At 35.1% G+C, this 25,680-nt stretch carries 22 protein-coding genes and 2 tRNA genes; 10 read left to right on the top strand and 14 right to left on the bottom strand.

What is annotated here, in order from left to right:
* The first annotated feature begins 48 nt into the window (after window positions 1-48).
* Window positions 49-900, top strand: a complete 852-nt coding sequence (locus HEQ28_RS05285) for a patatin-like phospholipase family protein (RefSeq protein WP_434504120.1) — start codon at window positions 49-51, stop codon at window positions 898-900.
* On the opposite strand, the gene trmD is transcribed toward HEQ28_RS05285, so the two are convergent.
* From trmD to ligA, 10 genes are all read right to left on the bottom strand, one after another.
* Window positions 892-1,566, bottom strand: coding sequence for a tRNA (guanosine(37)-N1)-methyltransferase TrmD (gene trmD, locus HEQ28_RS05280; protein WP_434504119.1), 675 nt, complete (start codon window positions 1,564-1,566; stop codon window positions 892-894). The two genes, HEQ28_RS05285 and trmD, sit on opposite strands and share 9 nt — an antisense overlap.
* Before the next feature lie 85 nt (window positions 1,567-1,651).
* A complete protein-coding gene (locus tag HEQ28_RS05275) occupies window positions 1,652-3,658 on the bottom strand; it encodes a hypothetical protein (protein WP_434504118.1) in 2,007 nt (668 codons plus the stop codon).
* Window positions 3,658-5,925 (bottom strand): fimbrial tip adhesin FimD, encoded by a 2,268-nt coding sequence (locus tag HEQ28_RS05270; RefSeq protein WP_434504117.1) that lies wholly within the window; start codon window positions 5,923-5,925, stop codon window positions 3,658-3,660. Before HEQ28_RS05270 ends, HEQ28_RS05275 begins: the two co-directional genes overlap by 1 nt.
* A gap of 16 nt (window positions 5,926-5,941) precedes the next feature.
* The gene (locus HEQ28_RS05265; protein WP_434504116.1) at window positions 5,942-7,624 is read right to left on the bottom strand and encodes a hypothetical protein; all 1,683 of its coding nucleotides are present in this window, start codon (window positions 7,622-7,624) and stop codon (window positions 5,942-5,944) included.
* A gap of 9 nt (window positions 7,625-7,633) precedes the next feature.
* Window positions 7,634-8,710, bottom strand: a complete 1,077-nt coding sequence (locus HEQ28_RS05260) for a fimbrillin family protein (protein WP_434504115.1) — start codon at window positions 8,708-8,710, stop codon at window positions 7,634-7,636.
* Between the two features lie 124 nt (window positions 8,711-8,834).
* On the bottom strand, window positions 8,835-9,986 hold the full coding sequence (locus HEQ28_RS05255; protein ID WP_434504114.1) for a fimbrillin family protein: 1,152 nt from the start codon (window positions 9,984-9,986) through the stop codon (window positions 8,835-8,837).
* 358 nt (window positions 9,987-10,344) lie between these two features.
* Entirely contained in the window at window positions 10,345-11,523 is a 1,179-nt protein-coding gene (locus HEQ28_RS05250; protein ID WP_434504113.1) for a fimbrillin family protein, read from the bottom strand.
* Between the two features lie 236 nt (window positions 11,524-11,759).
* Window positions 11,760-12,812: a DUF5119 domain-containing protein gene (locus HEQ28_RS05245; RefSeq protein WP_434504112.1), complete on the bottom strand. Its 1,053-nt coding sequence runs from the start codon at window positions 12,810-12,812 to the stop codon at window positions 11,760-11,762.
* Complete coding sequence (locus HEQ28_RS05240; RefSeq protein ID WP_434504111.1) at window positions 12,809-13,438, bottom strand: DUF3575 domain-containing protein; 630 nt, start codon at window positions 13,436-13,438, stop codon at window positions 12,809-12,811. The genes HEQ28_RS05245 and HEQ28_RS05240 overlap by 4 nt, the downstream gene beginning before the upstream one ends.
* Before the next feature lie 27 nt (window positions 13,439-13,465).
* The gene (ligA, locus tag HEQ28_RS05235; protein ID WP_434504110.1) at window positions 13,466-15,493 is read right to left on the bottom strand and encodes an NAD-dependent DNA ligase LigA; all 2,028 of its coding nucleotides are present in this window, start codon (window positions 15,491-15,493) and stop codon (window positions 13,466-13,468) included.
* 1,486 nt (window positions 15,494-16,979) lie between these two features.
* Between ligA and HEQ28_RS05230 the strand changes: the two genes are divergently transcribed.
* From HEQ28_RS05230 to HEQ28_RS05200, 7 genes are all read left to right on the top strand, one after another.
* Window positions 16,980-17,465, top strand: a complete 486-nt coding sequence (locus HEQ28_RS05230; protein WP_434504109.1) for a hypothetical protein — start codon at window positions 16,980-16,982, stop codon at window positions 17,463-17,465.
* A 26-nt stretch (window positions 17,466-17,491) separates the two neighbouring features.
* Window positions 17,492-18,103, top strand: a complete 612-nt coding sequence (recR, locus tag HEQ28_RS05225; protein ID WP_434504108.1) for a recombination mediator RecR — start codon at window positions 17,492-17,494, stop codon at window positions 18,101-18,103.
* The gene (locus HEQ28_RS05220) at window positions 18,100-18,546 is read left to right on the top strand and encodes a hypothetical protein (protein ID WP_434504107.1); all 447 of its coding nucleotides are present in this window, start codon (window positions 18,100-18,102) and stop codon (window positions 18,544-18,546) included. The genes recR and HEQ28_RS05220 overlap by 4 nt, the downstream gene beginning before the upstream one ends.
* Window positions 18,546-19,739 carry a glycosyltransferase family 2 protein gene (locus tag HEQ28_RS05215; RefSeq protein ID WP_434504106.1) on the top strand — a complete coding sequence of 398 codons (1,194 nt, stop codon included), beginning with the start codon at window positions 18,546-18,548 and terminating at the stop codon, window positions 19,737-19,739. The genes HEQ28_RS05220 and HEQ28_RS05215 overlap by 1 nt, the downstream gene beginning before the upstream one ends.
* Window positions 19,732-20,265, top strand: coding sequence for a GNAT family N-acetyltransferase (locus HEQ28_RS05210; protein WP_434504105.1), 534 nt, complete (start codon window positions 19,732-19,734; stop codon window positions 20,263-20,265). Before HEQ28_RS05215 ends, HEQ28_RS05210 begins: the two co-directional genes overlap by 8 nt.
* Before the next feature lie 66 nt (window positions 20,266-20,331).
* A tRNA-Asp gene (locus tag HEQ28_RS05205) sits at window positions 20,332-20,408 on the top strand.
* A 27-nt stretch (window positions 20,409-20,435) separates the two neighbouring features.
* Window positions 20,436-20,509 (top strand) — tRNA-Asp (locus HEQ28_RS05200).
* Between the two features lie 54 nt (window positions 20,510-20,563).
* Here HEQ28_RS05200 and HEQ28_RS05195 read toward each other — a convergent pair.
* From HEQ28_RS05195 to rsmG, 4 genes are read right to left on the bottom strand one after another with little or no spacing between them, the layout of a single operon-like run.
* Window positions 20,564-22,048 carry an ATP-binding cassette domain-containing protein gene (locus HEQ28_RS05195; protein ID WP_434504104.1) on the bottom strand — a complete coding sequence of 495 codons (1,485 nt, stop codon included), beginning with the start codon at window positions 22,046-22,048 and terminating at the stop codon, window positions 20,564-20,566.
* Window positions 22,049-22,081: 33 nt separating this feature from the next.
* Window positions 22,082-22,651: a crossover junction endodeoxyribonuclease RuvC gene (ruvC, locus tag HEQ28_RS05190; protein ID WP_434504103.1), complete on the bottom strand. Its 570-nt coding sequence runs from the start codon at window positions 22,649-22,651 to the stop codon at window positions 22,082-22,084.
* Window positions 22,652-22,655: 4 nt separating this feature from the next.
* Window positions 22,656-23,300 carry an MBL fold metallo-hydrolase gene (locus HEQ28_RS05185; RefSeq protein WP_434504102.1) on the bottom strand — a complete coding sequence of 215 codons (645 nt, stop codon included), beginning with the start codon at window positions 23,298-23,300 and terminating at the stop codon, window positions 22,656-22,658.
* A 10-nt stretch (window positions 23,301-23,310) separates the two neighbouring features.
* A complete protein-coding gene (gene rsmG / locus HEQ28_RS05180; RefSeq protein WP_434504101.1) occupies window positions 23,311-23,940 on the bottom strand; it encodes a 16S rRNA (guanine(527)-N(7))-methyltransferase RsmG in 630 nt (209 codons plus the stop codon).
* Window positions 23,941-24,104: 164 nt separating this feature from the next.
* On the opposite strand from rsmG, the gene HEQ28_RS05175 reads away from it, so the two are divergent.
* Both HEQ28_RS05175 and panB read left to right on the top strand, forming a co-directional pair.
* Window positions 24,105-24,764, top strand: a complete 660-nt coding sequence (locus HEQ28_RS05175) for an HAD family hydrolase (RefSeq protein WP_434504100.1) — start codon at window positions 24,105-24,107, stop codon at window positions 24,762-24,764.
* Window positions 24,765-24,824: 60 nt separating this feature from the next.
* The gene (panB, locus tag HEQ28_RS05170) at window positions 24,825-25,643 is read left to right on the top strand and encodes a 3-methyl-2-oxobutanoate hydroxymethyltransferase (RefSeq protein ID WP_434504099.1); all 819 of its coding nucleotides are present in this window, start codon (window positions 24,825-24,827) and stop codon (window positions 25,641-25,643) included.
* The last annotated feature ends 37 nt before the right edge of the window (window positions 25,644-25,680 follow it).

Raw genomic sequence — 25,680 nt, 5'->3', positions numbered from 1 at the left:
TATCTTTGCAAGAAAATTGAATAAATTGGTGTAAAATTATTAGAATATATGGTTGTTACTCAAAATATAGGTCTTGTTCTTGAAGGTGGAGGAATGCGAGGAGTCTTTACTAGTGGTGTCCTTGATGCTTTTATGAAGCATAATATTTATTTTAAATATATTGTTGCCGTTTCTGCTGGAGCATGTAACGGTATGAGTTATGTTAGCCGTCAACCACGACGTGCGCGTCTTTCAAATATTGACTATCTTGCTCGTTATAATTATATAGGCATTCGTCATCTTGTTTCACAGGGATGTATTTTCGACAGCAAGCTCCTTTATGATAAATTCCCCAATAAACTTTTGCCTTTTGATTTTGATGAATATTTTAAACATTCAAAGAACTTTGAAATGGTAACAACAAATTGCTTGACTGGTCTACCTATGTATTTAAAAGAATTGGAAGATCATCAGCGTTCACTTGATATAGTAAGAGCGTCTAGTAGTCTTCCATATGTAAGCAAGATCGTTCACGTGGACGGAATTCCAATGCTTGATGGTGGAATCGTTGATAGTATACCTGTGCAGCGTGCTATAGATATGGGATATACCAATAATGTAGTTATTCTTACAAGAAATAAAGGTTGGAAAGACGAGGGGAAGGATAGAAAGGTTCCACATTTTGTTTATAAGAATTACCCACGATTGAGAGTTGCGTTGAGTAGACGCCATATAGCTTATAACCAACAAATTGAACTTGTTAATAAATTAGAAGAGAATGGACAAATAAAGTGCATTCGTCCTTTACGTCCTATAGAAGTCGGAAGAATAGAAAAAGATACAGATAAGTTGGAAAGATTATATGAAGAAGGATTTACGATAGGTGAGGAATTTATTAAAAATAACACGAAATTATTTTAACAAATCAGGACGTATTTTTTTTGTACGTTCCATAGCTTTGTCAAATTCCCATTTGCGAATTTTAGCTTCGTTGCCACTAAGTAGTACGTCGGGAACTTTCCAACCTTTATATTCAGACGGTCTTGTGTATATTGGTGCGGCGAGCATGTCATCTTGAAAACAGTCGCTAAGTGCGCTTTGTTCATCACTTATTGATCCAGGAATGAGCCTTACGATAGCATCTGTCATTACAGCAGCTGCAAGTTCTCCGCCAGTAAGTACATAATCGCCAATACTAATCTCACGCGTGATGAGATTATCGCGTACACGCTGGTCTATACCTTTGTAATGTCCACAAAGAATAATGATGTTACCTTTCAGCGAAAGGTCGTTTGCAACATGTTGGTCAAACTGCTCTCCGTCAGGACTTGTATAGATTATTTCATCATAATCACGTTCAGCTTTCAATGCAGAAATACATCTGTCTATTGGCTCACATTGGATAATCATTCCAGCACTTCCGCCATAAGGGTAGTCGTCTACGCGTCTCCATTTGTCAAGAGTATAGTCTCTTAGATTGTGTAGGTGAATTTCTACCAATCCTTTCTTCTGTGCACGTGCTAATATGGATTCATTAATGAATCCTTCCATCATATCTGGTATTACTGAAATAATATCTATTCTCATGGCTGCAAAATTAATACTTTTTTTGTTATTTTGCAAGCATGTTGATAGATATAATGTTTTTTTATATGCTTTAGTTACTTAAAAGCTAGTTGTTACCCAACGTTGCAATCATAGGTTGTGTTATGAAATATTTATCTGTTGCCACATATATTTTTCCTGCACTATTTGCTTTATAGGTTTTGAAATAGCAATGGAAACGTTTTAGTCCGTCGTTGCTAGTACCTGTATTCTTATACTCGTTCCAACTTATATTTCGTGTGTAATAATATGAGTCGGTTATTCCGTCACTAATTGATTTTCCAACAACGACAGGTAACTCGTTAAATCCAGTAGCTTGCACGTTTGGATATATGGCATTGCCATCATGCTCAATCTTGAATGTAAGCGGAAAACGATATGCTGTTAAATCTCCAGGAATACCTATAATGACATCTAAATTCTGATCTTCGGATGAGTTCACTGTAGAAGGATTTAACTCTACAGAAAAGTTCATTGGGCGACGATAGTATAGATTTACGTATCTTTGTAATCCGTCAGAATTATAAATACTGATAGTCTGTATTTTCTGTTCAAGACTGCTGGTTGGTAAATCAGTAGGTTGTATTGTTATAGTTCTCCATCCGTCGGCATCATTTCCACTGCTTATTGTAGCTGATGCTGCAATTGGTCCCTTAATTGTTCCTATAGGTGATTTGTCTTCTTCGTCAAGTCCAAATATTCTAACGAAGTTTTTACCTGTATAATTTGTTGTATTAAGTTCTCTTCGTCTCAAGTTGCAAATCTCGTCATCACTTGTTGTAGATGGATTGTGCATATTGAATACATTTTTGTATTTTATGATAATTGGTTCCTTCGTTGTAAACATTTCATCAGTGAAACTTACGTATAGACGTGAAGAGTCATTGGCTATATTAGTAATATTTCCAGCTGTTGTTACTCCCATGAAATTGTTCATTGGACCACCTACGATTGCATCTGCTAATGTTTTAGAACCATTCCCCGAAATTCTTGTTACTTTCAGGTTATATTGAAAGTTCCTTATTAGATTATAGTATGTCATTGATGTCAGGTCAACACTGCCTGCTTGTTCAGTAGGGTAGCAGAAGTCTGCCTTATAAAATGTAGTGACTCCTGCAGAGCCGGTAAGAGTATTTCCCATATATGTACCCTTGATTATTATATAAGGGTTCTCAAGATCGTTGCGATGAGTGCTTTCATATATATATGTTGGTTCAGAAATGTTTTTCCAAGGAAAACTTGCACTAGTTGGATCTGGATTAGCCTTGAAATTTCTTGTCTCAGGTTCATATCCGTAGTATTTTTGATCAAGTAATTCTTTGTATGACATCGTTGTCCCACCACTGGATATATAGTCTGCAAATCTACTTATTAAAGGATCGTCACTTATCGTTGTATTCACATTGTATGGAGCTACAGTTCCTGATATAGGTTGATTAAAGACATAATATCCCTGTGGTATAAATATATTCTTTATACTGTCAGATATACTTACTGTTACCTTTGCAAAGTTTCGTACTAGTTTCAGGTTTTGCATTTTAGGTAAAGTCTTTTCTATATCTACTGTTCCATTTGAATTCATATAAATACCTTCATCAAACACTATTCTCTGCCAATATGAGTCTGTAGAATCAGTAACAGTCATCTTTCTCATAAGTGAAGCCTCGTCAATTATTGTAGTGAAGGTTGGACTAAAATTAGCTACAAGATGTACGATTCTCGGAGTTGTTGATGTATGCAGTGTTACATGAAAATATGTGAGACCATTATTTGCTGTTGAAAAATTATTGATGTTATCGCCATTGCTATTAGCCGCTTTACATGTATCTACTTCCAATAGTAGGCCATTATTATCAAAAACTATAGCATACAACTTTTTAATATCAGGAGTTTCTCCAAGACTACGAGTACTTATCACTTGAACGTCAGGAGTATTTAGTGAACCATTTATCTCAACAGGTAAACCCTCAGATTTAAATGTGCCTGAATCTGTAAGTAAGTCGTGCTCTGAACATGCCATAAAAGATAATGTTACAGCAATCAGATAGAATATGTAATGTAATATACTTTTCATTATTTTGTAGTCTTTATAGTATAAGTTCCAATAGGGCATTTTGTGCCTCCCCAATACCAAGTGTCATAAACTGTTCTTACATAGCATTGAACATTGCTACCTGCGTCATAGAAATTTCCACTATTGTAGTATCTTCCACTGCTAGCCCAGTAATTAGCACCATCAATAAATAAAGTAGGAATATTACCTTGTGATTGCATATAAGCGACAAACATTATTTCAGCCTCAGTTGGTAATCTCCATCTTCCTGCTGCATAACCGTTTTCTTGATATGTTGCAGCACGTTTCTGTGCGTTAGAGAATGTAACACCATCTTGTGAGCATTGTCCCCATGCAGAAGATACTTTGAATGACGGCGCTATTACAGAACGATATGAATTCGCTGTTGACGCTATCATTAGATTGGCACAATTTGAAGAAGTCCATGAAACATTGCTTGATGATTTAGAAAGATATTTTACAATGTCAGACGATTTCCAACCTGCACTAACTCTTGGGTCACCAATCTTGTAGTAATATGTTTCTCCACCTGTAGTATAATATCCATTTTCTGAATTAAATGCTGTAACATATACATTTGTTATTTGTGTCTGTGCCAAATTACCTAAAGAGGCAAATAAATAGCCATATGGAGTTATGGCATAGTTATCCTTTGTAGCAGGATATTTATTATTATTAGTAGTATTTTTACCATAGTAAGTTCCATCAGAATTTTTTGCAGCACCTGACATCGTTGCATTTTCTACTCTGGCAAAGTAACCATCAATAAATACGTTTCCACCATCTTCTGTGGAAATATATAATGACGGATATTGGGTCATAATGACAGTCTCGGTTAGCCCCTCATTGTTTGTTACTTGTAGATGTATATTCTGATACGTGTATGTACCGTCAAATTCATGAGTGAACGTTAGTTCTTTGTCAGATGTTATTTCTATTTTATATTTAGCCAAATCTGCGGCATTTGTAAGAATATTGGATCTTGGAGTACCTGAAGTTTCATACGTGTAATAATCTACTTGGGTAACTTTTGTGTTTACCTTATCTAAAGCAGAAGAACTAGTATATTTTATTATTGTAGAAGTTTGATTGTTCAAGATTATACTTTTTGGATCAACAGTTAGATACTGATATTTATGGAATTCACCACTAACATTTTCGTCAGTTGTGCTACCTGCACCTACATCAACAGTACCCCAAGGTAAAATAGTAAAACTTGAAGGGCTCAGTTTCACTGGTGTTTCTTTGTTTGTACTTCCGATATTGTTTATGTTAAGATAAATAGTGTATTGGCGGTTGCGCTCAATCTTCCTACCTTGCGTATTTATGCTTAACTGATAATAAGTATTGATATATCGGTTTTCTCCCTTCACGGTCCATGGTATGCATATTACCACAACAGTCTCCCTTGGATCTACTTCTTTCCATGATACAGGATAGCTGTAGAATGGAATATGAGAATATACATATTCAATTCCTGCATAAGTCTTTGATGCATCAGTTTTCTGCAAAATTTCTTGTTTATTGAAATAGTCAGCATCGGCTGATGTATAGCTAGCATCAATCTTTCCTTTATTTACTCCATTTAGCAGACTAATAGTCATACTTGCCAAGTTTGGTGTATAGGTTACGGTTGCACTATTCGACGTTTCATCTACAGACTCCTTAATATTTGAGTATACCACAACTTTGGCGGCACATCTATACAAAGGAACTGTAGAATATGCTGCATTATTATTCCAAGATATGTATCCACCGCCAGACATCGTAAATTTATCTTGAATTCCTGAACTGTTTGCTGTGAAATCAGAAGAGACAATTGAGTTCTTAACTTCATCAAGAGTCATTCCATCACTGAAGTTATTGATAGGGTTAGCTATAATATATGCATATCCACCATTTGATAAAGCTGTTTTTAGTTCATCGGTAATTCTGGTTCTTACAATATAAGAACCATCATCTTTGGTTGAAACACTTTGTCCTTGTATAGTCTGGATGGCGGCTTTTGTTGTGTCGCTATAAATGAATATCGTTGCGTTTTCAATATAGTTCTCGTTTAATTGGTCTTGACCGTTTATTGTTGCTCGAGTAGATATTCCTATTCCATTGTTCTCAGCAGTTGTATGATATAATACAAAAGATATATATCCGTCTTTCAGAGAGGATTCATCTTCATTTGCGATATCCTTTTCCGAACAACTATATAATGTCATCATTATGAATGACATTGCAAGTATATATGTATATTTTATAATAGTTTTTATCATATTCAATCTAGCTATTTTAATTCTTTACGTTTGCAGGTTCAATAAATTTATATTCCTTGAATATGTCGCTTCCTGTAAGCGTCTTTACTATTGTAGATTGGTTCGGTTGAATAACGTATATTCTTAATATAGCCGAATTATCTGTTGCATTTGTTGCGTTTTTTGCCCTTATCCTTAAAGTTGCTTGTGTTCCAATAGCACCTTGAGGATTTTGATTTATAAGTACAGTCCCGTTCTCATCAACAAATTGGAATGCATCAATATCTCCTGACTGTATAAGAGCAGCACGCCATGTAGCTCCCCTTGGGGTGGCAATGTTGAAACTTAGCGCGCAGGTCTTATTCCTTACATAGATAATACCGTTAGTTCTATCAATTGAATCTCCATATTGAACGGCATCAAATTCTATACCACCTCCAGGTGCTATGGTTATAAGATTTGTTCCAGTATCAATTACTTGCGAAACTTCCTCCCATGGTTGTGGTATTGCTGTTAATTCTAGATAATTTGCTTGAATATTTATATTGAGATTGTATTTTCTGCTTCCAATAAAATCTGTGTTTACATCACCAGAAACAGTAATCTCTTTATTTGTATATGTTGTTGTTGGTGTACCAGTATTATACCAATCACTATATGACCACCAATACCTATCTCTAGTTTGTTTTTGTTCTGTAATTTGTGTTAGTGCTTCATAGGTAATGCTTATTTTTAAATTACCGTTTTCTGCAGCCAATTTTGGTATTATCGTAATATATTGGCCTTCTGGTAATAAAGTCACTGTAGTCGTGTATACTCCGATTTTATTCCAGTTATTCATATTTATTTGATTCTGTGTTTGACCAGCTGTTTGTGAGTATTTAATATCATCATTTAATTCTGAGTCTAAAAGATATTCAAGAGTTCCACTTTTATTACTCCATGCTGGAGTACTAGCTATGCTGTTTTGCAATGAAAGCGTAGCTTGTTTGTTCGCGTTTGAAATGGTAACGCTCTTAATAAGATATTTTGTCTGAAAGTAATCTATACCTTGCGAAGTAGCAGAATATGTTACCGTTGTAGTGTATGGTTCCGTGTATAGTGTGCTTGAAATAGCTGGTATAATTTTGGCAAGAGCATGCTTGAAGTGCCAATGTACTGTTCCGTCACTAGGCCTTGTCTCATTTGTGTATGGCATTCCGTTACTCCTAGTTCCCCAAAGTATGTCTTCCTGCTTATTTAAGTCTGTTGATGCAATGTAACTTATTTCCGGATTACCAGTATTAGTATTCTTGTTTAAAGTTAATTGGCCGCTTCCTAAGTTAGGATTATATGATGTTGCAAAGAAAGAAAGCATATTCTTTCCAGTAGGCCAATACCTGGTATCTCCATCATAAGCCCATGCACCATTGTTATATTTTACGTTTACATTATCCATAAGCGTGTAAATACATTGGTTTGCATTAACGAAATTGTTAGTACCATGATAGTATGTGTAAACTTTGAAGCCGTTTGCTTGAAGATCTGCACTGCTTTCTATGGAGAATGGAGATGATGTTACGCTACGAGTTTTCATACTGTCAGTTTCTGCGGAGATGCCGATAGCTGTGTCACTGATGTTATTAGCATAACTATTATCAGTGATATCATTTTTTTCTGTGCATGATATTACACACAGAACGCAAAGTATGAAAGTAATATATAGCCGTATAGTCTTCATTTTATCTTGTCAATTTGTACTTGTATCAGTGTCATATCCACTGTTAGACCATTCATCGGTAGTGGCATCCATTTTTACTGGCTTTAAACCTATAGTAAATGTGTAGGTGTATTTCTTTCCTGGTAACCAATCTGTTATGTTGCCAATATTTCTTAGCACAACATTTTGCTCGTTGTCCGTGTATTTGTATTTTTCGTTACCGTTACTGTCGATAAATATTATATCATAGTTTATTGTGAACACTACGTTTGTATTCAGTTGCTGTGGAACCATTAACAGTATATTCCCTGTTTGGTTAGAAGTTGTTGAAGATAGTAAATTGGCATCAAGCGTATACTGCTGAGTTGAAGTTCCTGTCTTGAAATACGGTGTCCACGTAAATCCAGTTTTTGTGGAACTTTGATCATAGCTAGGATGACAAGTGCCGGCATTGTATAGTCCTGATATAACAGCGCTGTTAACTTTAAGTTTTGCTATGCTTTTCATACCATCATCAATGATGAGCTTTATGTTTACAAGACTTAGTATGTGGTGGAAAATGAAACTTATTTTTCCTTCATTATTGGTGTCTTGGTATGTCTTGTCTTTTATTAAATCGCTAAGCATAAGGTCTACTTGGTCACTAGGATTATCCTTGACATTAAATCTTAAACACATCTTACTTGCATCTTCAATATTCTCAACACCAATATCTAGACTGCCGTTTGAAAGATTATCCCAAGGATAGTAGGCGAAGAAACTAAGTTTATCGTTGGGATTGCTCGGCCAGTATTTTGTAGGTGAGTATGTGAAGCTTACCGTGTTGTTTGATGTTTTAGCCACCATTTCCTGGTTATTCATAAACGACGCAACATGAGAGGTTATGTCATCCCATTTAGTTGGCCCTTGATAGAAAGAAAATACACCAATTGAATTACCATTTGGAATGGTGGTCGTGTTTGTTCCATCAATAATGTAATTGCTGTTGGCACGGCTAGTTGTCGCTTTACTGGTATAGCACGAAAAATCTATAGAAAGTGCATCTCCTAATTTGCTTTCACTTTCCATGATAGAATTATCACTGCAACCTGATGTCAACAATGCCAATCCTGAGATTAAAATAAAATATGCTAAAACCTTCAATTACTTACTTCGTCAATTCGTCTGCAAAATTAGTCAAAATAGGATAAATCACCAAATATTTTACATTTCTTCTTTAACTTTTAACTTATTATTCGGCAATTACGGTTTCCCATTCGGAAGTATTAGAGTCAAACTGTATTCCGTCCATACCAACTAAAACATTTAGTGAATAGTTTTTGCCTGCTTCTAATGTCATATTTGATATTGTTTTTTTTGCATTGTTTTTAACCCTAAAATACCCTTCAGCCAAATTGCTATCTTTGGTTGTTAACCAATAAGTTATACTTATTGTCAAATCTCCTTTCGAAGGTATGAACGTAAGATAACATTCATTACCATCAGATGTTTTTGCCAAAAGGTTTGTAGTAACATTTGTAATACCACTTATGCTATCTGTACTCTTGCTATCACCTCTATCTCTTATATTTTCAGCTATTTGGTTATTACTTATGTTGAATACGGTTTCTCCATTTGTATTTTCCCATTGTGGCGTATAGGCTATTTCATTGTCAAGATTCAATGTTCCATTGCTGGGAAACGAGCCTGAAATAGTTATACTCTCAACAGTTATCTTATTACCATCAGCAATATTGTCATTTAAATTAGAATTGAATACTCCCTGAATGTTTAGACTGAGTCTTGCTAGGGCATGGCGGAAGTTGAAATTCACTTCTCCATTAGAGTTTAATGAAGTCATGTCTTTCAGAGCTTTACCGCTTTCTTTTGAAACAGCCCATAACAAGTCGATTGTGTTTTCTACGTTTGAAGAATTTGTGAAGGTAAGTTTCGGGGCACCTAAGGTGCTGTTAGATGTAATACTTGTGATACCTTCTGAATTTACATTTGAGTCTACGTACGGGGCATAGGCAAAGAAGCTATTTTGGTTTTCTATAGATGAACTACTTGTAGGCCAATACTTTACGGGACTATAGTTCCATGAATCACCTTTATTTGTAGAGGCGACTTTCTGATTGTACATAAAGTTTGGAGACATGTTTTTAATGCTAGCTTCAGAACTATTGAATGCGAAAACGCCGAAACCGTTTTTAGCAGATAGAGTGGTTGTAGAATTGTTGACCGCACGACTTGAAACTGCTTTCTCGATATAGGTACCGAAAACAACAGGTTTATACTCATTTTTTGATTCTGTTTCGCTTAATGCTGAATCTGTGAGTTCTTCATTTGTGCATGATGACAAGCTGACGATTGCAATCATGATAAATAATGCGATCTTTTTCATAATCAAAATGTTTAATGCGTTCAACAAATCAAACCATTTATCTAAAATAAAGTTGAATTTAGTAATATTGTGATCACTTTGATATTTTATCGCTCTAAAATATTTAAATCTTAACTTTTAATGCTTCTTTGACTTTTTAATGTTTAATGCTAAATCTACTTTCTTTTATTTTTATATATAGCAAATATAGTCCTTTTTTATTTAAATTAAAAATATACCGAAGTTTAGTTAATTTAGTTTAACAATGTGTGCCTTAACGTTTATAAAGTTAAGCATTTGTTAACAATGGTATAAAAGGAAAAGGGACAAAGCCTATTGGCTTTGTCCCTTTTTATGATATAATAGTTTGTTCTATTGATTATTTAACAGAAATATCTATTGCATCTGGATTTGTAGCAACCTCTGCATCCCAATTTGAAACTTCTGCATCGAATGTTATAGCTTTAAGTCCAATGTTTAGAGTTAAACTATATTGCTTGTTCGATTGAAAATCATTTGTGAATGTGATAGTCTTTGTAATTGTATTGCTTGATCCTTCAGATGTTACTCCATATTGTAGGTGATCATCAAGAGTTCTAACCCAATATTTAACCTCAATGGTTATTGTTGGTTTTGATGTAGGAATTAAATAGCATGATTTATCACCAATCATTACTGATTGTGCGGTAGTAGTTAAACCTGCTATATTCTTGAAAGTCGCTAAGTCTGTTGGATTTTTGATTTCACGAACAAGACTTTCTGCGAAATTTGTATTTATATTAGTATTGTCTATTGTAAGGAGAGTCTTTCCATTAGGAGATGACCAGCTGCCATCAACTAGATTTAATGTTCCTGATTGGCTAAGGTTGTTTGAATCTGTAATTTTAACACTTTCAATAGTGACTTTTGTTGAAGCATCAATTGCTGAAACAGTTTTAGCTTTAATATTAAATTTAGCTAAAGCGTGCTTAAATGTGAATCCGACAATATCGCTTGTGCGTGTTAGATTAACATTCATTTCTGCATTGTTGCTTTTCTTTACACCTCGAAGTAGGTCTACAGAATTTGTTATATCAGAACCTAAACTATAACTAATCATTGGAGTGTTTCCATTGTCATTTCGAGGAAGACCAGTAATGCCATAGGTTTTATCAGTAGGTAAGCCAGTTGTATTGTCTACATCAACGTAAGGTGCATAAGCAAAGAAACTGATTTTGCCATCATTATTTGGCCAATAGCGTAAAGGAGTGTAATTCCAAGTAGTTGTAGTTCCTGTTGTGCTTCCAGTAACTTTAGTGTTGTACATAAAGTTTGGAATGGTCGAACCAGCCTGATAGTCTTGAGTTGTATAATAAGCAAACACTCCAAATCCATTTGTCATAAGTGTTCCTGTAGTTTCTGAACCTAACACTCCGGCACGAGTTTTTGCCAAATAGGTATCAAATGAAACTGGCGTTTGTGTAGTAACTTCTGTGTCAGCCAAGTCTGAACTCTGCGAACAACCAGTTAATGCCATTACCGTTGCAGCAGCAACAGTAAATAATAGAATCTTTTTCATAAGTGTTTTTTAATTTACTTGAACTTTTTTGCCCTTTTGTTTGAGCTTAAACTAACCTTAATATTTACTTGTTTTGAAACATGATGTTAATAAAATTATCATGGTTCTTAAAAATCGATGCAAAATTATGTGATAATAATATACTTACCAAATTTCTTCTTAACATTTAGCTTTGTTTAACACGATTAATGCGGTGTTTAAGCATTTTATGTTAAAAGCTGTGTGTCAGTACCTTATTAAATACCAATATCAATATTACCACCTTCTCCCCAATTATCCACTTCTGCTTCGAATCCACTACCTCCAGTGCTACTATTATCTATCTTAGGCAATTCTGGACCGTTGTTAATGATAAGTAATAAGTTTTGTGTTACTTCAGATGTAGGTACCAATGCTCTTGTCACTTCTCGCGCATAATTTATAATTTTGCCTACATTGTAGGTAAATAGCTTTTCTGTCTTGTTGTCGCTGAGTGTGAAATATAAAGTAAGTACATTGTCGACATCAATTCTTGAATTAATATTCTCTTTACCGTATGGTAAGCCAAAAGTTGACAAGGTTATAGTTAACCAACCGCTTGTGGCTCCCGTTGAGTCGACGGTAGCTTTAATATCCTGTAATAAGAATGTTGCTTTGTCTGTAGATGCTCGATAACTCGTAAGAATGTATCCTCCAGCCATACCATTTATAGAGCCTATTGAACTTTTAATGCTATTAATATTGTTAACCCTAATTCTTACAGTTAATTTTGTGTTTACGGGTTTTGGTGTTTCTTTTATAACATATTTCTTTGTTGTAGAATCACTTCCTGTTGTATTAAAGTTTTTTGAGCCAGATATCATATCTTCAGTTATTCTTATTGTATCTGCAATAACAGCAAGATTTTCTGGCTCCTGCTTATATGTAACTCCGGCATCCCAAGTTCCGTTTGTGTAAGAACCTGATTCTATATCATTCAATTTTACTTGTGCAGAATCATAGTTGTTCATTTTGTTGAATGTGAATGAATTGAATTCTGTAGTGCTAAGATTAAAAGATAACATTTTCCATATTCCTACACCTAGGTTTAATGGCATGTGGGTAGTGTTATTTGATATATTCTGTTGTGTAGAGCCATCACTTCCATAAGCCATTAATGTTACTCCTGATGGAGTTTCTCCAACAGCAGTCTCCCAGTCATAATTTATCGCAATAGAAGCATTTTCATCAGAAACATATTCCAATGGTCTACGGTCACAAGCGCATACAAGCACCAATGATGCGATTAATATAAAAAACAATTTTTTCATTTAGTATCTCCTTTCCTGCTTTTTCCTAATAACCATACTAAACTAATTTTTGCTTTAGTAGGACCAACGTATGTCCAGTGTTTGCTATATTGATAAATAAGATGCTGATATTCATACTTTGCCTCATAATGTTTGTAAGGACCAACAGCAATACCTGAAGATAGAGAAAGCTCAATATTAAGCTTCCTGCCTAATTTGTGAGTCCATCCGTAGGTTATGCCTGTACTATAAAATTCTCCCTGATTACCTTTCGCATCCCATTCTAAGTCGTATTTACCAACTGCAGCATATAAACCAATAAAATGTCCCAATAATGGATGACTGATATCTTGCTTACTCATCCAGTATCGAGTTTCAATACCAGCCATATTAACTTCGTAAGCTTTGGTGTTACTTTTTGTCTTATACCAAGGAAACCAAATCTCAGCCATTACACTCATTCTTTTTTGCTTGCCTAGAGTGGTTTCTATTTCTAAGTTTGGAGTTATAGCTGCATCAAATAGCATATTCGTCTTGAGTGCTATTTTGGGAGAATAAGTATTGCGACCGACATCTTGAGCAGTTGCCGGTATTGCTATACATATTATATATATAGTAATTAAAATGATTCTCTTAAAATTTACCATGAGTCGTATGGGGCTTATTTATTTTATTTACTTTACTTGTGTGAACTTATCAATGAAGTCTTTTTCCGAAATTATTTTAATGCCAAGTTGATTAGCCTTTTGATTTTTTGAGCTAGCAGATAGTAAATCGTTGTTTATCAGATAATTTGTTGATTTACTTACGCTCCCTGTTACCTTTCCTCCTTGACTTTCAATATATGCTTTTAATTGGTTGCGATTTTTGTATTCGTATACATCACCCGTTATTACAAATGTAAGTCCATTGCATAAGTCACCTTCGGCGTCTTTTTCTTCCTGTGTGACATTTATCTGTTTAAGAAGGTTGGCTACAATAGTTTGATTTTCCTCATCGTGAAACCATTCTACGATTCGCATGCTCTTTTCAGGTCCTATTCCTGCGATGACAGCAAAAGGAGAATCTCCTCCAGCAACAACTTCCTGACTATTTCCACTTGCTATTTCTATTAACTGTTGCAACGGATAAACTTTGAGTAGGCGATTACATACATCTTGTCCACACAATGGAATGCTGAGAGCATATAACAGATGATGAGCCTCAACGTTACGTGCTGCCTCTATAGATTTTAGCAAGTTTTGTACGCTCTTTTCTCCAAATCCTTCCATGAAAGACAATTTTGAGGCATAATCTTTCAACTTAAACAAATCTGCATATTCCTTCACCCATCCTAGATTAATGAACTTTGCTACAGTCTGTTCCGAAATACCGTCTATGTTAACTCCATCCTTGCTTACAAATCTTGCAAACTTTCTTAGTTGTTTTGCAGGACATTTGTGGTTTGTGCAATGCAATGTCTTTGTCTGACTAGCCAGACTTATTGTAATCTCTGTGGGTGAACCACATACAGGACATTCATCTGGAATCTGTAATGATCCAACTTTGTTGTCAACTTTAATGACTTTTGGTATGATCTTATTTGCTTTGATTACGCTGATACGAGTGCCTTTATCACCAATGTTCAGCCGTTCACATTCACTGATATTGCACAATGATGCACGCTTTACGGTTGTACCTTCCAATGTTACTGGATGGAAAACAGCAACAGGTGAAATCGTTCTTGCTGCACAGCTCCATTCTATATGATCTAATTCTGTTTCTGCGCTTTCATCTTTCCATTTGAAAGCGTATCCTGCACGTGTAGCATGGTGTCCTGTGACGCTACCAGTTTGTGCATATTCTGTATCATCGTATGTAATAACAAGTCCGTCAACAGGGTAGGGGTTGGAGTTATCTTCATTAGTATCATCTTTTGAAGTTCCTGTAACCCTTACTGTCCAGCTGTCAATCGCCTTAGTGATATTTTCTAAATCAGGATTTTCTATTAACTGTCTTTCAACAGCTTTCATACCATTTTTTTCTAGCCAATCTATTCTAGCACCCCATGATAGTATTTCCTCATCAGTATATACTAATGTGAATGGTATCCATCTCAAATGGCGACGTTTCACTTCGTTCAGGTCTTTCAGAGTAAGAGAGCCTGAGGCTAGATTTCTTGGATTAGCATATTCTTCTTCGCTTTCGATATTGAATTGTTCAAAATCTTTATAGCTAATTACGCATTCTCCACGTACAACAACATGTCCCTCTGAATTTATATTTTGAGGAATGCCATCTATAGCTGATGCTAAATTAGTTATGTTAGTTCCAATATGTCCATTTCCTCGAGTAACAACTTTTGTCAATTTGCCATTGTCAAAAGTAACTACTAATGTTAATCCGTCAAGTTTCCAACTTAACCATATTGGTTTGCTTTCAGCCCATTTCGCAAGTTCTTGAGGATCTTTTGTCTTAGCAAGCGAAAGAGCGGCAAATTCATGTTCTTCTTTATTGCCATTGATGTTGTCTTCAGAAACGCGATTGGTTGGAGAATCAGGAAAACGTTGACCAGTCTCAGCTTCTAATTGCTTAACTTTATCGAACATGGCATCCCACTCATAATCAGTCATGAGTTCGCCTTGTCCGTTGTAGTACGCATCTGCAGCTTTGTTTAGTTGAGCAACTAATTGCTGCATTAGCCTGAGTTTATCTTCTGCCATATACAAGTTTTCCTTTTTTAACCGGCAAAGTTAAATAAAAAAATATGATTCACCAAAATAGTTATTGTACTTTAACTAAATGACGTGATGAGTGTTACAAACTTTTGGTTACGAAATTTTTTGTAGCGACATGGTGCAAATGTTTTATAGTAGAACTGGAAACGCTTGATCGTTAATATTGTACTGCTTTTAGTTGAATGTTTTTCTAAGTATGTCTATTTAGGTTTGCAGTATTTCATAGAACAGGTTTAAGAGTTTGAATATTTTGATTTTTTTTCTGTAGACATATCATGTAAGAATGAATGACAACCAATCTGGTAAGGTTTATAACTTACTTATGAATATTTTTTTCTATGAGTATTCTTTTACATGCTTAATTATGAAAAATAAAAATATCCCAAAACTTTTAAAAATGAAAAATAACCTCCACTAGTAACACAAACGATTGATTGATAATATATTATCGGTGGAGGTATACTTCCACTATCCTCCACTATCCTCCACGTTTTTGTAAACTATTAAGAAATATTTGGATGTTGGTAAATATATTTGTATTGCTTTAAAATAAATTTTAATAAAATATGTTTTACATTTTCCCCTTTGTTTTTTTCAATTTGTGTCTTTGTTTTATGATGAAGATGGAGCTTAAGAAGTTTGCTTTAGATAGTAAAATTTGTGTATTTCAAGTAGATTCATCCCATTTGTCGAAGAGCCCATAATTTGATTTTAATTTGTATTTAAACTATTGATAAAGTAAAACCGTTAGCACGACAAAATAGAATACGTTTGATCGTAGAAATGGGAACGTTTGATCGTAGGATCAGAAACTTTATAACGATACAACGCAAACGTTTGATCGTAGAAATGGAAACGTTTGATCGTGGAAACGCAAACTTGATGCTATAACTTTACCTTTGCACCAATGAATTTTGGCTAATATTGTTTTGCGATGTGATATAATGTAAGCATATTTGAATTTATATTATTTTTAAAAATTCAGGTTTGTATTTGATTATAGCAAACTATTTCTAAATAGTTTACAAAAACGTGGAGGATAGTGGAGGATAGTGGAAGTATACCTCCACCGATAATATATTATCAATCAATCGTTTGTGTTACTAGTGGAGGTTATTTTTCATTTTTAAAAGTTTTGGGATATTTTCGTTTTTCAGTAATTATAAATGTAATAAAAAAGTCCATTTTAAATTTAATGTGGATAAGTTCTGTAATGATATCAGTAGCTATTGTTGACTAAGGTAATACCTGCTGACGGAATAAAATTAGTTAATATTTAATTCCGCCAACGGGTTGTTGTATCTATTTAAATAAATTAAAGCTGATATAGAACTAGTTGTCTTTTAGTGAAATAGTGTTGAGAAATTTGTATGATAGTAAAAAAATGTCTACATTTGCATTGTATAGAAAGATAATATAAGATTAAGAATCTATACATATAGCAAAATATTTATATATCTAAATGCAGATTATGAAAAAGAAACTATTAATGGTTTTTGCCGCTCTTCTGATGACAGTTAGTGCAAATGCACAATTTGAAGAAGGCAAGATGTATTGCGGAGCTTCGCTTACAGGTTTGAATTTGAGTTATAATGGTGCTGATGAACTTAATCTTGGTTTGCAGGCTAAAGCAGGATATTTCATTACTGATGACATCATGCTTTCGGCACAGTTAGGTTATCAAACAAGTTCAAGCGATATTATTCCAAATCATTATGAGGTAGGTGCAGGCGTTCGCTATTATATAGAGCAAAACGGTATATTCCTAGGAGCTGGTGCGAAATATGTTCATACGGGTAAGTATAATGATTTTATGCCAGGATTAGAGGTTGGTTATGCCTTTTTCTTAAGTAAGACTATTACAGTTGAACCTGCAATATACTATGATCAGAGTCTTAAGGACCATAGTCAGTATTCTACCATAGGACTAAAAGTTGGAATCGGTATATATTTGTAAGATAAAATAGTATTTAGAAATATTATATGTCCGAAACATATCCCTCGGCGTTATTGGAAAAAGCCGTAAGTGAATTCTCTAAACTTCCGGGTATAGGGCGTAAGTCAGCTTTGCGTCTAGTATTGAATATGTTACGACGCAATGCCTCTGATGTTGATGAATTCTGTAATTCAATAATGACATTAAAGCATGAAGTGAAGTATTGTAGAGTTTGTCATAATATCAGTGATACGGATGTATGTCCGATATGTTCTAATAGTCGTCGCGATGCATCAACGATATGTGTTGTTGAGAATATTCAAGATGTCATGGCTGTTGAGAAAACACAACAGTTTAATGGGCTTTACCATGTGCTTGGTGGAATAATATCGCCAATGGATGGTATTGGACCAGGTGATATAGAGGTAGATTCATTGGTTGATAGAATTAGTAAAGGAGATGTTAAGGAAGTTATACTCGCATTGAGTTCCACAATGGAAGGAGATACGACAAACTTTTACATATCAAGAAAACTCGTGCAATATGATGTGAAACTCAGTGTGATAGCTCGTGGTATATCTGTTGGCGATGAATTGGAATATACGGACGAGGTTACGTTGGGACGCTCTATATTAAACAGAACACCATTTAAACAATGAAACAAGCAGTAAAAATACTCACAATAAAATATTTTATCGTGTTGGCATTCGCCTTGGCAATAATAGTCTGTGGCGAAAACGACTGGTTTAATAATGTTGGGATTATGCACGATAACAAAAGTTCTGATTTCATAATGACTTCATTAATGGAAATCATATCAATATGTTTAATTCCAGTATCATTACGTCTATTTAAATTCAAGAAAGTGCGTAATGATATATTATCAGATAATACAGAATTTCATTCTTCGTTTATAGCTTGGGCTATTATACGTTTAGATATGTTGCAAATACCAATGATAGTAAATGCTGTTTTATATTATCTGTATATGAATGTAGCTTTTGGTTATATGGGAATAATCTTGTTTCTAGCAAGTTTCTTTATATTTCCAACATCAGAAAGATGTAACTTTGAATACGAAAAGATAAAAGGCGAGCAATAATGCTTCTGTCTGTAATAATTGTAAACTATAATGTGAAGTACTACCTTGGGCAGTGTCTTCATTCCTTAACTAAGGCTTTAGAAGGTATCGAGTCTGAAGTTCTTGTTGTGGACAATCATTCTGATGATGGAAGCATAGAATATTTAAAGCCTATATTCCCCAATGTGAGATTTGTTCACTGTGGTCATAATATGGGTTTCTCACGTGCTAATAATATTGGCATACGGCAGAGCAGCGGAGAATACGTATTGATGGTTAATCCTGATACGATTATTGGCGAAGATGTTATTGGTGATGCGTTGAATTTTATGAGAACGCATGTTGAAGCTGGAGGCGTAGGCGTGAAGATGCTTAAGGCTGACGGTAACAATGCTATGGAAAGCAGGCGAGGATTGCCTACTCCGATGACTGCATTTTACAAGATGAGTGGATTGTGTGCAAGATTTCCCGAACATCATAAACTTGCACATTATTATATGAGTTACTTGTCATGGGATGAGCCACATAGAATAGAAGTCATTAGTGGCGCCTTCTTTATGATTCGTCGTAAGGCATACAATGAAGTAGGGGGACTTGACGAAGATTATTTTATGTATGGTGAAGATATAGATTTGAGCTGTCGTCTTTTGGGAAATGGATGGCAGAATTGGTATCTGCCATTATGCATACTTCATTATAAAGGAGAAAGCACTCAAAAAACTTCTTTTAGGTATGTTCATGTCTTTTATGAGTCTATGCTTATATTTATGCGAAAGCACTATAGTAATTCATCGTATTTAATAAATTTGCCAGTTAAGGCTGCTATATTTTTCAAGGCGATGGTAGCTCTTGTGAAAAATGGACTGTTCAGTATGTCTAGATCGCTAGGGTTTAGAGAAAAAGAAAAAAATCCTAAAGCCAAATATATGTTTATAGGTGGAAAGGATATGTTAGAACAATGCAAAACTATAGCGCTTAATAATGGATTGGATGCAGAATATATAAATGCTAGTCAAGATAGTTGTCCTGAAGGTCATCTTAAATACTTGCATTCTGATCCAGAAAGAATGATATATGTTGTATATGACATGACGGTTTATAGTTATTCGCATGTGTTAAGCATATTTGCAGGTTGTCCTATGAAGCATGTATCCATTGGAACATATTATGATAATGTATTAATAACAGCAGAGGAGGTGATGTATAATGAATAAAACAGATAAGTTGCCTGAGGTTACTTTGAGGGCAATTGAGCCAGAAGACTTGGAATTGCTGTATCATATAGAGAATGATAATAAGTTATGGGATGTAGGAATCACAAATGTTCCGTATTCCCGTTTCATGCTTCATGACTATATAGCTAATTCAAGTGGCGATATCTATACGGATAAGCAAGTGAGGTTAATGATCGTTGACTCTGACAATATGTGTGTAGGTATTGTAGATTTGGTAGATTTCAATCCGCAACATCGTAGGGCGGAAATAGGAATAGTTATAATGAGTGAGTATAGAAATCGTGGTTTTGCCAAGGCAGCATTACTTAAGGTTATTTCATATTGTCACAAAGTAATACATTTAGCACAAATCTATGCTATAATAAGAAATGATAATAAAATTTCAATAAATCTATTTAACTCTTTGGGTTTCAGTAATAAAACACAATTGGAGGGGTGGCTTTTTGATGGTGAAAAATACGATGATGCTGTTTTGATGCAATTTTTTTTAGAAAAAACACATTAAAAGTTTTGGAGAAATAAAATATTATCATTACCTTTGCACTCGCAATTCAGAATAAGGCTCTTTTATGGTGCGTTAGTTCAGTTGGTTAGAATGCCTGCCTGTCACGCAGGAGGTCACGAGTTCGAGTCTCGTACGCACCGCCACAAGCCTTTTCATGAATTTGTAAAACTGGTGCGTTAGTTCAGTTGGTTAGAATGCCTGCCTGTCACGCAGGAGGTCACGAGTTCGAGTCTCGTACGCACCGCTTAAAATCCTCAAAACTTTATTGTTTTGAGGATTTTTTGTATAAAGAAGTTTCCTATGAATGTCTTATTAGATGTATCTCGTGGTCAATGCAGTTAGGTAATTCTTCTTTATAGTGGGTTACAATAATCATAGTTTTGTTGCGTCTTTTGCAGAAAGTCTCTATGATATCTTTTACCATTCGTCTATTTGTGTTGTCGAGTCCGTGTAGTGGCTCGTCAAGAATTAATAACTCAGGATCTTTTACAAATGCTCTTGCAAGAAGTACTAATCTTTGTTCGCCACTAGACAGTTTAAGGAAAGTACGATCTTCAATTTTATCAAGCCCGAATATTTTCATCCAGAATTTGCATTGTTCAATTTCTTCTTCAGATGGTTTCATGTACAGACCGACGGAATCTTTCATACCACTAGCTACAATTCTTATAGCTGGCATGTCACGTTGATAAGCACGATGCATTTCTGGTGAAACATATCCAATATGCTTTTTGATGTCCCATATACTCTCTCCACTTCCGCGAGGATTATCAAATAGTGTTATATCGCATGCGTAGCTTTGTGGGTTGTCTGCACAAATTAAGCTCAATAGTGTTGACTTTCCTGCGCCGTTTTGTCCGCTGAGCGCCCAACTTTCTCCGTTCATTACAGTCCAGTCCAAATGGTCAAGAATAGTTCGCTCGCCATATTTTATGCAAACCTCATCCATCTTAACAACTTCCTTGGTATGATATTCATTACCCTTATAAGGTAAGTTTATTATTTCCTGTTCATATTCTTTACTTAGTACTCTACTAGGTATAGCCTGACGATTATTGATATAATCCTCAAGTTTTACTTTTGGATATACTTTCATATTCTTTACTTCAACAATATGTGTAATGAAATCAGGAATATCATCGCTTTTACTTAATACTAATATTATTTGTAGGGAATTTTCTAAAGACAATTCTTTTAATAATTCTTTCAGTTGATCTCTTGTGCCAGCGTCAAGGCCAATGAAGGGGTTGTCCATTATTAATATTCTTGGATTGGCGAACAGGGTAGAGGCAAGTTTAAACTTTCTTAGTTCACCGCTTGACAACAAAATAATATATTTATCAAGTAGATGCTCAATGTGGAACATCTTGTATATATGCTTTTGTAGTTCTCTTCTTTTTGGTGTGTCCACCCCTGCCAAACTGTAAGCCTCTTCTAGTTTGTCACCCACGGTTGGAGTGTTTTCATCAATTTCCTGTTGATTCCATCTTTGTTGCAGGTAATATGTGTGGTCATTGTCACTTCCATAACTATCACGGAAAGTGATATATTTTATATTGTCTGAAACAAGTGGTTTTTCACTTGGTGAAAAATCGTATTCCGGATCACGCATAAGCAGTGGATGTGTGCCAACAATAATGTCAACTAGCATTGATTTTCCCCCACCGTTTGGTCCGACGATAGCAATGTGCTCACCGTCATTTGTTTCAAAGTTAACAGGTTCAGCCATACGCCATTCTGGCATACGTGTTGTTCCATCCTGTATTTTGATAATCTTTTGCATGATAAGTCTCTATTTAAATCTTTATATTGTTTTTCAAGATTGAATTTTATCCTTGTTTTTTGTGGCAAAATCTTTCCAACTGGAATAATGTTTGGCTTCTGTTGATGGTCTTCCCATTTGCATAAAATGACAATATGCAGCTCCTAGTGCGTCTGTTGCATCCATAAACTTAGGCATATCTTTCTCGTCAATATTAAGAAGCCGTTGAAGCATGCCTGCCACTTGTTCCTTAGATGCTTGTCCCATACCGGTGATAGCCATTTTTATTTTTAATGGTGCATATTCGTGTATCGGTATGTCTCTGCATATTGCGGCTGCGATTGCAACTCCCTGAGCCCGTCCTAGTTTAAGCATGGATTGTACGTTCTTACCAAAGAAAGGAGCTTCAATAGCTAGTTCGTCAGGGAGGTATTCTTCTATCACACCTGTGACTCTTTCAAAAATCTTTCCTAGCCTTAGATATGGGTCACGTATCTTTCTCATATCAATGACTCCCATAGAGATCATCTTGGCTTTGTTTCCTATGACTTTTAGTACACCATATCCCATGACGTTAGTACCAGGATCAATGCCTAATATTATTTTATCAGTTTTTTTGTCCATATACTTATCTGTCAAGATATGGATTCTCTGATAGTTCTTGTCCGATAGACGTCTCTTCACCATGTCCAGGGAAGATACGCGTATTGTCGGGAAGTTGGCAAATAATTCTAAGACTTTGTATGATCATAAATTTTGAACCTCCCTCAAAGTCTGTTCTCCCTATTGAATTATGGAATAGAGTGTCACCTGAGAATGCTACATGTTCTTCTTCGCAATAGAAAAAAACGCTGCCCGAAGAATGACCAGGAGTTTCTATAATAGTGAATGTATGATTTCCAAACTTTATTGTATCTTTTGCTGTAAGATACTTTCCTACAGGAGGCATTTCATAATCTAAATGGATACCAGCAATAGATTCAGCTTGCGAATTCAGTTTATTCATCAGTTTCTCATCTGAAGAATGAACCTCAGGTTTTAATCCAAACTGTTCATAAATATATGTATTTCCAAAATTGTGATCAATATGTGCATGTGTAGCAATAAGATGCTTTGGTACAAGCTCGTTATCACTAATATACTCAGTAATAGCTTTCTTTTCCTCTTCCCAAAATGCGCCACAGTCGATGATAACACATTCTTTGGTTTCGTCGTTAACAACATAGCAGTTTTCCTGCAGCATGTTGCACGTAAAGCGTTTAATATTCAGCATATATTTAGATTTAAGCCATTGGTAAATAAATAAGTTTCTTATCTTCCTTAAACCACTCCTCGTCAAACATGTCTTCAAGCGGCATGACGTCAATAATATTCAGATATGGTTTAAGTTCTTCTTTGAGGTCGCCGCCTTTAAGACAAAGCAGACCATTAGGAAGTGCATTATTTTGTTTCTTGCTGATATTCTTTTGAATGATTTTCATCAACAAAGGCAATTGCATTACGGCACGACTTACAATGAAGTCATATTCACCCTTTTCTTCTTCTCCGCGTCTATGAAGTGCTTCTACGTTGTCTAATCCTAATGCCTTTGCTACCTCATTAGCAACCATAATTTTCTTTCCTGTACCGTCAATAAGTCTGAATTTGCATTTAGGGAACATAATAGCCAAAGGTATACCAGGGAATCCGCCACCTGTTCCGAAATCAAGTATTCTGGAACCGTCTTTAAATCTTATAGCCTTTGCGATAGCTAGAGAATGTAATACGTGATGCTCGTAAAGATTGTCTATATCTTTGCGAGATATAACGTTAATCTTCGCATTCCAGTCACGATATAAAGTATCGAGCATTTCAAACTGTTGCTTTTGCTTTTCGTTAAGCTCAGGAAAGTATTTTGTTATGATTTCTATCATGTGTTATATATTTAATCTATATTTATGATAATGTAATAATTATATGAATATGACGATTGCATAATTAAAGTTGCTATATGCACTATAATCAAATTCGTTATAATAGGGGCAAAGTTACAAAGAAAATTTGTAACTTTGCATAGCAATTACAATAAAAAGGTAAAATGATGGATAATGAAATCGTAGAACTTAAAGCCGCTCTATTTGATTTAGATGGAGTGATTTTCGACACTGAGCCACAATACACAAACTTCTGGCGTAGTCAGTGTCAACTTTATCATCCCGAGATTCCAGGATTGGAGAATGATATAAAAGGACAGACACTTGTTCAAATATATGATAAGTATTTCGATGATGTAAAAGACCAGCAACCAATTATTACACAGAGACTTAATGAATTTGAAAAGACGATGAGCTTCCCATTTATCGATGGTGTTGAGGCTTTTATCCTCAATTTGCGTGCTCATGGAATAAAGACAGCTGTTGTGACAAGTAGCAATGTTGAAAAAATGAATAATGTGTATGCGCAACACCACAAATTCACAAGTATGTTTGATCGTATTCTGACAAGTGAGGATTTTTGTGCAAGTAAACCTGATCCTGATCCTTATTTGAAAGGTGCAGAATGTGTTGGTGTAAAGCCTGAGGAATGTGCTGGTTTTGAAGACAGTTTTAATGGTTTGAAATCTGTTAGGGCTGCACATGAATTCACAATCGGATTGACAACAACTAATACGGCCGAAAGTATAAAAGAATATTCTGATATAGTGGTTGAAAACTATATCAATATTGATTATGAATGGCTGATAGATAAATTTCATTAACATTTGTTTTGCAATCTCCACCAATTGATGTAATTTTGCACTCAAAATAAAATATATATAATGGGATACTTATCTACTGATAAAAAGAAGATTACTTCTAAGACATTTGTTGATATGAAGCAAGCTGGTGAAAAAATCACTATGCTTACCTCTTACGACTTTACTACAGCTAGCATTGTAGATGCAGCAGGAATAGATGGAATATTAATAGGTGATTCTGCTTCAAACGTAATGGCTGGTAATGATGATACAATTCCAATCACCGTAGATCAAATGATTTATCATGCGCGTTCAGTTGCTCGTGCATGTAAGCATTGTTTGGTTGTTTGTGATATGCCTTTTGGTAGCTATCAGATTAGTAGGGAGGATGGTGTACGCAATGCCATTAAGATTATGAAGGAATCTGGCGTTGATGCATTGAAACTTGAAGGTGGTATAGAAATTATTGATACGATAAAGGGAATTATTGATGCTGGAATACCTGTAATGGGACATTTAGGATTGACACCTCAAAGTATTCATAAATTTGGAGGCTATGGATTAAGGGCTAAAGGAGAAGCTGAGGCTGAGAAACTTTTATCTGATGCTCGTGCTCTTGACGAAGTTGGATGTTTTGGTATTACCCTAGAGAAGGTTCCTGCAAAATTGGCTGATGAGGTTACAAAAGCTGTAAGTTGCGCAACTATTGGCATTGGTGCTGGTAGTGGAACTGATGGTCAAGTACTTGTTTATGCAGATGCTTTGGGAATGACACAAGGGTTTAAACCAAAGTTCCTTCGTCATTTTGCTGATGTTAACAAATGCATGACAGATGGTGTTCAGGAATATATTCGTACAGTTAAGGAATCTTCGTTCCCTAATGTAGACGAAAGCTATTGAACTATTTAATGGTATCATATTATTGCCATTAATTCTT

The sequence above is a fragment of the Prevotella sp. genome, from assembly GCF_051059605.1.
Classification (GTDB): domain Bacteria; phylum Bacteroidota; class Bacteroidia; order Bacteroidales; family Bacteroidaceae; genus Prevotella.
The sequence above is the reverse complement of the archived record's forward strand: the minus strand, read 5'-3'. Positions and strand labels throughout refer to the sequence as shown.